Annotated in this window: 10 protein-coding genes and 1 pseudogene; 4 read left to right on the plus strand and 7 right to left on the minus strand. The window is 52.0% G+C overall.

Annotated features, from left to right (window positions below; translation table 11 throughout):
• Window positions 1-9: 9 nt before the first annotated feature.
• On the plus strand, window positions 10-1,146 hold the full coding sequence (locus B3729_RS22670; RefSeq protein WP_286789064.1) for a family 1 glycosylhydrolase: 1,137 nt from the start codon (window positions 10-12) through the stop codon (window positions 1,144-1,146).
• A complete protein-coding gene (locus tag B3729_RS22675; protein ID WP_125888444.1) occupies window positions 1,143-2,945 on the plus strand; it encodes an ABC transporter ATP-binding protein in 1,803 nt (600 codons plus the stop codon). Before B3729_RS22670 ends, B3729_RS22675 begins: the two co-directional genes overlap by 4 nt.
• Before the next feature lie 44 nt (window positions 2,946-2,989).
• On the opposite strand, the gene folE is transcribed toward B3729_RS22675, so the two are convergent.
• The 4 genes from folE to pnuC all read right to left on the minus strand — a co-directional run bounded on the left by folE (window position 2,990) and on the right by pnuC (window position 5,319).
• Window positions 2,990-3,538: a GTP cyclohydrolase I FolE gene (gene folE / locus B3729_RS22680; protein WP_010798424.1), complete on the minus strand. Its 549-nt coding sequence runs from the start codon at window positions 3,536-3,538 to the stop codon at window positions 2,990-2,992.
• A 92-nt stretch (window positions 3,539-3,630) separates the two neighbouring features.
• Window positions 3,631-4,188 carry a Smr/MutS family protein gene (locus B3729_RS22685; protein WP_150347329.1) on the minus strand — a complete coding sequence of 186 codons (558 nt, stop codon included), beginning with the start codon at window positions 4,186-4,188 and terminating at the stop codon, window positions 3,631-3,633.
• 49 nt (window positions 4,189-4,237) lie between these two features.
• Window positions 4,238-4,762 carry an AAA family ATPase gene (locus tag B3729_RS22690; RefSeq protein WP_074826676.1) on the minus strand — a complete coding sequence of 175 codons (525 nt, stop codon included), beginning with the start codon at window positions 4,760-4,762 and terminating at the stop codon, window positions 4,238-4,240.
• Window positions 4,759-5,319, minus strand: coding sequence for a nicotinamide riboside transporter PnuC (gene pnuC, locus B3729_RS22695; RefSeq protein ID WP_037030284.1), 561 nt, complete (start codon window positions 5,317-5,319; stop codon window positions 4,759-4,761). Before pnuC ends, B3729_RS22690 begins: the two co-directional genes overlap by 4 nt.
• Window positions 5,320-5,502: 183 nt before the next feature.
• Between pnuC and B3729_RS22700 the strand changes: the two genes are divergently transcribed.
• Entirely contained in the window at window positions 5,503-6,333 is an 831-nt protein-coding gene (locus B3729_RS22700) for an undecaprenyl-diphosphate phosphatase (protein ID WP_010798420.1), read from the plus strand.
• A gap of 162 nt (window positions 6,334-6,495) precedes the next feature.
• Here the strand turns inward: B3729_RS22700 and mqo are convergent, their stop codons facing one another.
• The 3 genes and pseudogenes from mqo to B3729_RS22715 all read right to left on the minus strand — a co-directional run.
• Window positions 6,496-7,986 carry a malate dehydrogenase (quinone) gene (mqo, locus tag B3729_RS22705; protein ID WP_073450725.1) on the minus strand — a complete coding sequence of 497 codons (1,491 nt, stop codon included), beginning with the start codon at window positions 7,984-7,986 and terminating at the stop codon, window positions 6,496-6,498.
• A 546-nt stretch (window positions 7,987-8,532) separates the two neighbouring features.
• Window positions 8,533-10,122 carry an ABC-F family ATPase gene (locus B3729_RS22710; protein ID WP_219653541.1) on the minus strand — a complete coding sequence of 530 codons (1,590 nt, stop codon included), beginning with the start codon at window positions 10,120-10,122 and terminating at the stop codon, window positions 8,533-8,535.
• A 39-nt stretch (window positions 10,123-10,161) separates the two neighbouring features.
• Window positions 10,162-10,361 (minus strand): annotated as a pseudogene (locus tag B3729_RS22715) (site-specific integrase); the annotation flags it as partial.
• Window positions 10,362-10,503: 142 nt separating this feature from the next.
• Between B3729_RS22715 and B3729_RS22720 the strand changes: the two are divergent.
• Window positions 10,504-10,917 (plus strand): hypothetical protein, encoded by a 414-nt coding sequence (locus tag B3729_RS22720; protein WP_010798416.1) that lies wholly within the window; start codon window positions 10,504-10,506, stop codon window positions 10,915-10,917.
• The last annotated feature ends 103 nt before the right edge of the window (window positions 10,918-11,020 follow it).

Raw genomic sequence — 11,020 nt, forward strand, 5'->3', positions numbered from 1 at the left:
CACATTACGATGCATGTACCTGGGACTTTTAACAGTTTTTTCCTGGGTGGGTTCGAGTGCTCAACTCACCGCCGTTTCGATAACCGTCGCCTGGATTTGATCCAGGCGACGGGGCATGATCGCTTTGCGAAAGCCGACTTTGCGCGCTTGCGTACCCATCGTATTCAGGCTGCTCGTGATGGTGTGCGCTGGCATCTGATTGAGACGCGGCCAGGTTTTTTTGACTGGTCGAGCCTGCTTCCCCAGGTCAAAGCCGCCCGGGAAGAGGGTGTCCAGATTGTGTGGGACCTGTGCCACTATGGGTGGCCTGACGACATCGATATTTGGTATCCCGGCTTTGTGGAACGCTTTGAGCGATTCACAAAGGCTGTTGCCACGTTTATGCGTGACGAAGGCATAGAGGTACCCTTTTATTGTCCAGTCAATGAAATATCTTTTTGGGCATGGGGTGGTGGTGATACGGGTCAGTTCAACCCCAAGGGTGTCAAGCGGGGAGCTGAACTCAAGCATCAGTTGATCCGAGCCTCGATTGCTGCCATCGAAGCCATTCGTGGTGTTGCGCCCAAGGCTCGGTTCGTCCAGGCAGACCCACTCATCAATGTGATTCCTGCCTCTGGTAGAGCAGCAGACCGCGAGGCGGCCGAAGCCCACCGGCAGTCTCAGTTCGAAGCCTGGGACATGTTGTGTGGAAAAGCTTGGCCGGGGCTCGGTGGGAAGGCTGAATATCTTGATATCGTTGGGCTCAACTTCTATTCCGACAATCAATGGTTTAACGGCGGTAAAACCGTTTTTCGCGATGATCCACTGTATCGTCCCTTGCGTGGAATGTTGGCTGAGGTCTATGCCCGCTACCAGCGGCCGCTCATGATTGCAGAGACAGGAGCGGAAGGTGAGGCGAGGCCTTCATGGCTGGCATACGTATGTGAAGAAGTTCGTAACGCCATGACTCAGGATATCCCTGTCGAAGGCATTTGCCTGTATCCCATCTTGGACTATCCGGGATGGAACGATGAGCGCCTATGTGAAGTCGGTTTATATGGTTATGCTGATCCTCAGGGTCATCGAGCCATTTATTCTCCGTTGGCAGAAGAGCTGGAGCGTCAACAGGCTCAGTTCGCTGCGATGGCTGAAGGGCAGGCTTCATGAGCAACACTTCCAGCTCTCCAGGGGGACGACCGTTCCCCTCTCGTCCGATCGCGTTTCTATGGCGCTATGTCTGTCGGCGCCGTTTGGCGTTTGGAGGGTTGTTTTTCCTAATGGTTGGCGGCGCTACCTGCGCCGTTGCCGTTCAGTACGCCATGAAGCTTCTTGTGGATGCCATGGCCAGTGACAACCGGATGGAAGCCAATGTCTGGCTCCCCTTTGGTTTTTTCATCGGACTTATTGCTCTTGAAAACATCCTGTGGCGAGGAGGTGGGTGGCTTGGCTGTCGGACTATTGTCAAGACAGGCGTAGATCTGCGAATCGATCTGTTCGAGTATTTGACCGGCCACCCAATGCGTTACTTCAAGGAGCATTTCTCTGGCGCATTGGGCAATCGAATCAATCAGACCAGCACAGCCGTCGCGAATATTTTTTCCGCGTTGACGTGGCGTATCGTCCCGCCCTGTACCGATTTCCTGGGGGCTGTAGTCGTTATGCTGTCCATCCGCTGGGAAATGGCGCTGGCGTTGATAGGCTTTGTGCTGCTGGTTGGCTGCATCATTACGGGTTTTGGCATCCGTGGTCGCCATAAGCATCAGGCCTTTGCCGAGCAAGCGTCGCGTGTAGGCGGAGAGGTTGTAGACATGGTTTCCAATGTCTGGACTATCAAGGCTTTTTCGGCTCAGGCTCGAGAGCGTGATCGCTTGGCGCAGGAACTGGGTGTTGAGGCACGTGCTCAGCGTCGTAGCTGGATGTACGTGGAGAAAGCGCGAGTTCTACACGATATATGCCTGACCTTGATGGCAGGCTCTATGCTGCTCTGGGCTATTTACCTGTGGCGACAAGGTACTGTTACGCCTGGTGACGTCGTCGTGGTGAGTGCACTGACCTTCCGTATTCTGCATGGCTCCAGAGACTTGGCGCTGGCACTGGTCGATGCCGCGCAGCAGTTTGGAACGGTAGCCGATACGCTCAAGGTGATTGCCCAGCCCCATGGCATTCAGGACACAGAAAATGCTGCTACTCTCAATGCCAAATCAGGCTCCATCACGTTTGAGCATGTTTCGTTCAGTTATCCTGACGGATCCAAAGTCATCGATGACCTGTCCTTGCACATTCCTTCAGGTCAAAAGGTTGGCTTAGTGGGCACCTCCGGGGCAGGCAAATCTACGCTGATTAACCTTCTTCAACGTCTGGACGAAGTAAGTAGCGGTCGAATTCTTATCGATGGTCAGCCTATTCATGAAGTCAGCCAAGACAGCTTGCGTGCAGCCATCGCAGTGGTGCCGCAGGAGATCGCTCTCTTCAATCGCTCCATCCGTGAAAATATCCGTTATGGAAAGCCTGATGCTACGGATGAAGAGGTCTATAAAGCAGCTTGCCACGCCTATTGCGATCATTTCATACGCCAGCTACCCGAAGGGTACAACACACTGGTAGGCGAACGAGGGGCTCGCTTGTCAGGAGGGCAGCGTCAGCGCTTGGGCATTGCGCGGGCGTTTTTGAAGGGCTCCCCCATCCTGATTCTGGATGAGGCGACCTCTGCGCTGGATACGCATTCGGAAAAGGAAATTCAGATGGCGCTGACGGACCTGGTTCGTGGACGTACCGTTCTGGCAGTAGCCCATAGGTTGTCTACAGTCGCATCGTTCGATCGGGTTATCGTAATGGACAAAGGGCGTATTGTTGAAGATGGCCCACCGGCTGTTCTGCAGCGAAGTGGAGGACTGTTCGAGTCGTTATGGACTATCCAGGCCAAGGGGCTTGATGACGTACAGGCCCAACACCGCAATGCAGGTTAAATAAAAAACCGGCCATTCAGGCCGGTTTTTCACGAGCATCAGACTTATCGGTTAATAAGGCCCATGAACTCGGCGCGTGTTGCATCGTTGCTACGGAACTGACCAAGCATGACGGAAGTAACCATCGATGAGTTTTGCTTCTCGACGCCGCGCATCATCATGCACATATGTTGAGCTTCGATGACTACCGCTACACCCGCCGCGTTGGTGACTTTCTGAATCGCCTCGGCAATTTCACGGGTCATGTTTTCCTGAATCTGCAGGCGGCGCGCGTACATATCAACGATGCGGGCAACTTTGGACAAGCCCAGCACCTTGCCGCTTGGCATATAGGCTACGTGAGCTTTGCCGATAAAGGGCAGCATATGGTGCTCGCACAGCGAATACAGCTCGATGTTTTTGACCAGTACCATCTCGCTATTGTCTGAAGTGAACAGCGCATCTCCAACCACTTCTTCCAACGTCTGGTTGTAGCCTTTGCACAGGTACTGCATGGCTTTGGCGGCACGTTTGGGCGTATCCAGCAAGCCTTCCCGGGAAACATCCTCGCCTAACTGAGAAAGAATGGCGGAGTAGTGTTGTTCCAATGACATGGTAATTCCTATGGATATTGACACCGCAGCGATGCGGGATGAGGAGAGTAGGGGCTGCGGCGATTAAAATCAATTCTGACTGGAAAGCTAGGTTATTCGTCCCGACCTTCCAGCATGGTTCGTTTAAGCAGTACATAGACGGCGCCAGTACCGCCATGGCGCGGTTGGCAAGACACAAAGCCCAGCACCTGAGAATGTTGACGCAACCAAGTGTTGACATGACTCTTGATGAGCGGGCGTCGTCCATCAAGGCGCGCTGCCTTCCCGTGAGTAATGCGAACGCAGCGAACTTCGAATTTCGTTGCCTCAGCGATAAAGTCCCACAGTATCGCGCGCGCTTTCTCTACCGTCATACCATGCAAATCCAGGCTGCCGTCAAACGGAATCTGCCCGGCCTTGAGCTTACGAATCTGGCTATCCTGAACACCATCACGTGCCCAGTAAAGCTCGTCTTCAGCCCCCACGTCGATGATGAACTGATCAGACAACCCATCAACCTTGATAGCTGCCGTTGACTGTATGGCGGCTTCACGACGCTTGACGACCTGCTGACGATCCGTGCGCGGTTTACCGGTGTCTGCATGGTCATCTACCAAGCGTCGAACGCCTCGCATTTCACTGGCGAATGATGAGAAATCGTCGTCTGGCATAGGGCCTCCAAATGATTTCATCATTTTACTGGATAGACATGCAGGTACGCTAACCTTCCAGCAACTCAGTGACATATTGCAAGGCCAGGCGTTGTCTATTCGCCCAGTTGCCTCCGATGCACCGATAGGTTTGCTTATGGTTATCCAGCCACGTTTTACAAGCCTCATAAAAGGCCAGGCGGTCTCGCATGTCAGGCTGGCAGCGTTGTCCGTCGTTGCTCCAGGGTACTTCCCGCGGGTCCAGCAGCAGATGAAGATCGTAGTGGCGCGCAAGCAATGCAGCTTCCAACCAGTCCGGGCAATCATCGAATAGAAAGCGGCTCCACAAGATGTTGCTTAAAAGATGAGTATCTAGGATCAGAAGAGCGGGGCGCTGCTGGCGTGCTGCGTCTTCATGTTCAAGCTGACGACGCGCGATAGGGGTGATGTCTTCGTAGGTAGTATCGCGCCCTAGCGTAGCAAAGTATTCCCGCACATATTCGCCTACCAGCATTCCGTCCAGATTGTCTTTGAGCGTTTGAGCCAACCATGACTTGCCAGTGGATTCAGGGCCTGTCAGTACGATCACCTTCATACGGTTGCTACCTCACGTCGCCATACAAACCAGCCGCGCGCGGCCAAACCAACAAACAGTACATAGAGCAGGGCGGTCAGGTAGAGGGCCTTGTAGATAAAGAGCGCAACGTAGATTACATCGACTACGAACCAAAGCACCCAACATTCGACCCGCTTCTGTGCCATCCAGAGCTGAGCAACCAGGCTAAAGCTGGTCAGCCCCGCATCCAGCCAGGGCTGGCTTGCGTCGGTATGGGTGCTCATTAAATAACCTAAGGCAATTGTCCCGAGAGCACCTACCAGCAGATTACCCAGCAGAGCTGCATTTGAAAGACGAGTGACGTGTCGTCCTTGATGATCTTGTCCGCCCTTGACCCACTGCCACCAGCCATAGAGCTGCAGAACGGCATAAACGCCCTGAAGCAGCATATCTGAGTACAGTTTGACATCATAAAAGACCCAGGCATACATCACGACCATGACTAATCCGACCGGCCAGGCCCAAACATTTTGCCGAACCGTGAGCCAGACCGCGATAACGCCTAAAACGGCTGCAACTATTTCAAAAGAAGACACCCTAAGCACCCTGGGAAAATATGTCGGACAGGGACCGTATCTTACCTTCAGTTGTATCGCTCCGTTTTATTGAACGTATGCCAACGAAAAGTAAGGCCTCTGGTATTGTTCACGGCGTTCCGGTTGTCCCCAGTTGAATAAGCAAGCTAGCGCTGCTACCTCGGCAGCTATATGGAGAAACGAATGGATCTATGGAGTGCCATCCAGGCGCTAATTTTGGGCATCGTAGAAGGCTTGACCGAGTTTCTGCCGATCTCAAGTACAGGTCACCAGATTATTGTGGCCGACCTGTTGGGATTTGGTGGCGATAGAGCCATGGCGTTCAACATCATTATTCAGTTGGGTGCGATTCTGGCTGTCGTTTGGGAGTTTCGCCGCAAGATCATCGATGTCGTAGTCGGCCTGCCCCGCCAACGAGAGGCTCAACGGTTTACCGTAAATCTGATGGTAGCCTTCTTTCCAGCCGTCATTCTGGGCGTTGCCTTTGCCGATGCGATCCATGAATACCTGTTCAATCCCATCACGGTAGCCATGGCACTGGTTATTGGTGGCGTGATCATGCTGTGGGCGGAGCGGCGCCAACACAACACGAATATCGATCATGTCGATGACATGACCTGGGTCGATGCGCTCAAGATTGGCTGCATTCAATGCTTGGCTATGATCCCAGGTACTTCCCGTTCGGGGTCTACCATTATTGGTGGTTTGCTGATCGGCCTTTCTCGAAAAGCTGCAACCGAGTTTTCATTCTTTCTCGCCATGCCTACCATGGTCGGCGCCGCGGTCTATTCAGGCTACAAGTACAGGGATCTTTTTCAGCCCAGTGACCTACCTGTATTCGCTATCGGTTTCATCACGTCCTTTATTTTCGCGATGATCGCCGTGCGTGGTCTCCTGAAATTTATTGGTAACCACAGTTATGCGATGTTCGCCTGGTATCGGATCGTCTTTGGTCTGCTGATCCTGGCAACCTGGAAGTTTGGCTGGGTGGATTGGACGTCTGCAGTGGCTTGAGTAAGGTCGCGAATCGAATGCCATGGAAGAGTTTCTCATGGCATTCGACAGTCACTGAGGCGGTATTCGGGGCGGGGTGGACGGTTGTCCAGTGAATACACGCTAGCTAGATATTCTAATTATTCTAAGAGGACGTGCTCAACACGTCCTCTTTCACCGATATTATCGGAGTTGCAAAACTTCATTACAGTGTGAACGCACGCGCTGAAGCAGCTCAGGGTCCTTATCCAGCGAACCATTGAGTGCTGGGAACATCCTCAATAACTGAGCCTGCCAGGCCTCACTCTTGTATTGCTCAGGGAAGCAGCGCTGAATGAGCGTAAGCATGATCGAGACTGACGTCGACGCGCCTGGAGAGGCACCCAGTAGCGCTGCAATCGATCCGTCCTGTGCCGACACGATTTCCGTTCCGAACTGCAGAGTGCCGCCCGTCTTGGGATCTTTCTTGATGATCTGAACGCGTTGACCTGCAATCTCAAGCCGCCAGTCATTCTTGTCCACTTCTGGATAAAAGCCCCGAAGCTCCTCGATACGCTGGTCGAACGTCTGCATGACCTGACCGATCAGATACTTGGTCAAGGGCATGTTATCCCGTGCCACAGCCAGCATGGGGCCCAGATTATTGGCTCGAATGGATTTAGGCAGGTCCATAAAGGAGCCTTGCTTCAGGAATTTCGTTGTGAAGCCTGCAAATGGACCAAACAGTAGAGATTTCTTGCCGTCCACGACACGCGTATCCAGATGGGGTACGGACATGGGGGGCGAGCCTACGCTTGCCTTGCCATACACCTTGGCCTGATGCTGACTGACCACTTCCGGCTTGTCACAGCGCAGCCATTGACCGCTCACCGGGAAACCGCCATAACCGTGGCTTTCCGGTATATCGGATTTTTGCAGGAGTGGTAGAGCACCGCCGCCTGCGCCAAGAAAAACAAACCGGGCCCGTAAGGTGCGAGTTGCGCCGGTCTGGGTATCTTGGATGGTCAGTCGCCAGCGATTGTCAGGCTCGCGATGCAGATCGGTAACCTTCTGGTTATACGTAATCTTGGTACCCGGCTGCTTGGTCAGGTGATGGAGCAGGTTAGTGGTCAGTGCGCCAAAGTTCACGTCGGTACCGCTCTCGGTGCGTGTCGCCGCGATCTTTTCATTCGTGGTGCGTCCCTTCATCATTAGGGGCATCCACTCTTCAAGCTTTGCACGATCTTCAGTGTATTCCATCCCGGCAAACAAGGGGTTCGCCGACAGTGCTTCGAAGCGCTTGCGCAGGAACGAAATATCCTTATCGCCGCGGACAAAGCTTAGGTGAGGGACAGGATTGATAAAGCTTCTAGGCGAATCGAAATGGCCCTGTTCGACAAGGTAGGTCCAGAACTGCTTGGACGTCTCGAACATGATGTTGATATCGATGGCCTTGGTAATGTTTACCGTACCGTCCTTGCCTTCCGGGGTGTAGTTCAGCTCGCAAAGTGCTGCGTGACCTGTGCCGGCATTGTTCCAAGGGTTGGAACTTTCGGCGGCGCCGGAACTGAGTAGCTCTAGAACTTCCACATTCAATGAGGGGTCAAGTTCCTTGAGCATGACAGCAAGCGTCGCACTCATGATGCCGGCTCCCACGAAAACGAGATCCGACTCTCCGCTACCACGTTGGGTCATTAATGGTACTCCTGAAGCACAAGGTCATTCTTGAATTATAAAAGCCAAGCCTTTTATGACTTGAGCCTGCATTACCTAGTTCAGATACCTCGAGCCCGCGTGCCAGGCGCATCTGGCTGTGACGCGATGCAAAGCAACACCTTATCCATATGGGGCTTGAGGCATAAAACACAAACGAAAATACGTTATAAACAATCTTAGGCCAGATCGTAAGCAGACTAACAATGCTGGCAGATAATTTTGTTGAAGACAGTCGGCGGCGATGCTTAAGGAAACGAAGAATATCGCTGCGGTCAGGCATCATGGCTGCCTGATGGAAGGATCGAGTACACAACGACTCGATAAGGTGAGCGACGTAGGAAAAGGCATTTTCTCTTTTCAACAGCCGGACATACCGGAACATGCTTGAAATATCCGTTTCATGGGCGAATCGGAAAAGCATGGCGGATGATACAAGCGCGGAGCTCAGGATAAAACCCAAAAGCGGTGGACTTTCAATAAATCTCACCGCTTTTTGTAGCGTTATATACTAAAGGCTACATTTGCCTAGACAATTACACCTTGGCTACGCAGGTAATCATCATAGGTACCACTGAAGTCAGTAATACCTGTTTCGGTCAACTCAACAATACGGGTGGCGAGCGAGGACACAAATTCGCGGTCGTGGCTGACAAAAACCAGGGTGCCGGGATAGTTTTCGAGCGCCAGGTTCAAGGCTTCGATGGACTCCATATCCAAGTGGTTCGTCGGCTCGTCCATTACCAGTACGTTAGGCTTTTTGAGGATAAGCTTGCCAAACAGCATGCGACCCTGTTCGCCACCCGAGATGACTTTTACAGACTTCTGAATGTCATCGTTGGAGAATAGCATCCTACCTAGCGTTCCACGTACCAGTTGTTCTCCGCCCTGGGTCCATTGGCCCATCCAGTCGAACAGGTTGATATCGTCTTCGAAATCCTCAGCATGATCCTGGGCGAAGTAGCCAACCTCCGCGCTATCTGTCCACTTGACTTCACCTTTATCGACAGGCAACTCGCCGACAAGGCAGCGGAGAAGGGTGGTTTTACCAATCCCGTTCGGTCCGATAATGGCTACGCGCTCACCGGCTTCAATCTGAAGACTCAAGCGGTCAAAAAGCAGCTTGCCGTCATAGCCCTTGGCAACGTTCTCTAACGTTACAGCCTGGCGATGCAGTTTCTTAGTCTGTTCGAAGCGAATAAAGGGGCTTACCCGGCTGGAAGGCTTTACCTCTTCAAGCTGAATCTTGTCGATCTGGCGTGCTCGGCTTGTAGCTTGCTTTGCTTTGGATGCGTTAGCCGAGAAACGGCTGACAAAGGACTGAAGCTCGGCAATCTGTGCTTTTTTCTTTGCATTATCAGACAGCAAACGCTCACGCGCCTGGGTGGCGGCCGTCATGTATTCATCGTAGTTGCCAGGAAACAGACGCAGCTCACCGTAATCCAGATCGGCCATGTGCGTGCAGACGCTGTTAAGAAAGTGGCGATCGTGCGAAATGATGATCATGGTGCTGTTACGCGCAGTGAGTACACCTTCGAGCCAACGGATTGTGTTGATATCCAGGTGGTTGGTGGGTTCGTCCAACAGCAACACGTCTGGATCTGAAAACAGCGCCTGCGCGAGAAGCACGCGAAGCTTCCAGCCTGGCGATACGGCACTCATGAGACCAAAATGCTGTTCAAGAGGAATACCGAGCCCGAGCAGTAGTTCGCCTGCACGTGATTCGGCTGTGTAGCCATCCATTTCAGCAAACTGAACTTCAAGCTCGGCAACCGCCATGCCGTCGTCTTCCGACATTTCCGGAAGTGCATAAATGCGATCACGCTCGGCTTTAATCCTCCACAGCTCGGTGTGCCCCATGATGACCGTATCGATGACGGTAAACTCCTCATAGGCGAACTGATCTTGGCGCAGCTTACCCAGACGAGTATTCGGCTCCAACATGACCTGACCCGCTGATGGTTCCAGATCACCACCTAGAATCTTCATGAAGGTCGACTTGCCACAACCGTTCGCGCCGATCAGGCCGTAACGGTTGCTATTGCCGAATTTGACTGAAACATTTTCAAACAGGGGCTTTGCCCCGAACTGCATGGTGATATTGGCGGTGGAGATCAAGAGTCTTACCTGTCGCGGTGTCCAGACTGTCATAAGCGAGGCGAGGACCGATTCAAGGCCAATTTGAAGTTTTGCCAGCTCGTTGCAGTCTGATTGTGAAGAGATCCAGTGGCGTAAGGCGATAGCAGCAGTTGAACGCTATGACCCAGCTGACCGGTGATGAAAGCGGGATTCGTTCCCGACATTAGGCATATTGTGGCATAACTGTGCCTACAGTTATACGGTGGCCAATGATGAAGGTTTGGCTTAAAGGTGTACGGCAAGATTTATGGTTTCGACTCCTCCAACTGTTCATAGGAAACGGTAGAAACCGGCGTAATCATATTCGGACTTCAATGTAAAAAATGTATTTAGCCTTTGAGCGGTTTGAAGAGACCAGTCATGAAGAGAAACGTCCTGTTAATTGCTATTGCTTTTGTGTGCTTGGCTGGATGTAGTCCAACCGAGAAGGATGCTATTGAAAAAAGTCAGGCGTTAGTCAAGAAAGAGCTGAAAGACCCAAAGTCAGCAAAATTTGGGTATACCTACTTTTTAGGCTCATTGAGTAGCGGGACTGGGGACGGATATGTATGTGGACGCTTAAGCGGGGTAGGCGTCAGGGAAACTGCTCCACGTTTCATGAGGTATGTTTCGTCAGTGTCAGTTAAAGAAAATACATTAGTTATAAATAATATATGGGTCGAGGCTCCTGACAATACGAGTATTTTGGGTACCAAAGAAACGATCTTTGATCGACTCTATTGGAATAAATACTGTGTTGATGCAAGGCATCCAGCTAGCCAATCAGGAATCTGAATATTAATTTTTGATATTGCGAAGTTTGTTATCTAGAGAAAAGTGAAATTTTTTTTAAATTCAACTTATTGATCTGGCTGCGCTAAGGAAGTTCTGAAAAAGA

This window comes from Pseudomonas sp. UBA3149 (assembly GCF_002364655.1).
GTDB classification, from domain to species: domain Bacteria; phylum Pseudomonadota; class Gammaproteobacteria; order Pseudomonadales; family Pseudomonadaceae; genus Chryseomonas; species Chryseomonas luteola.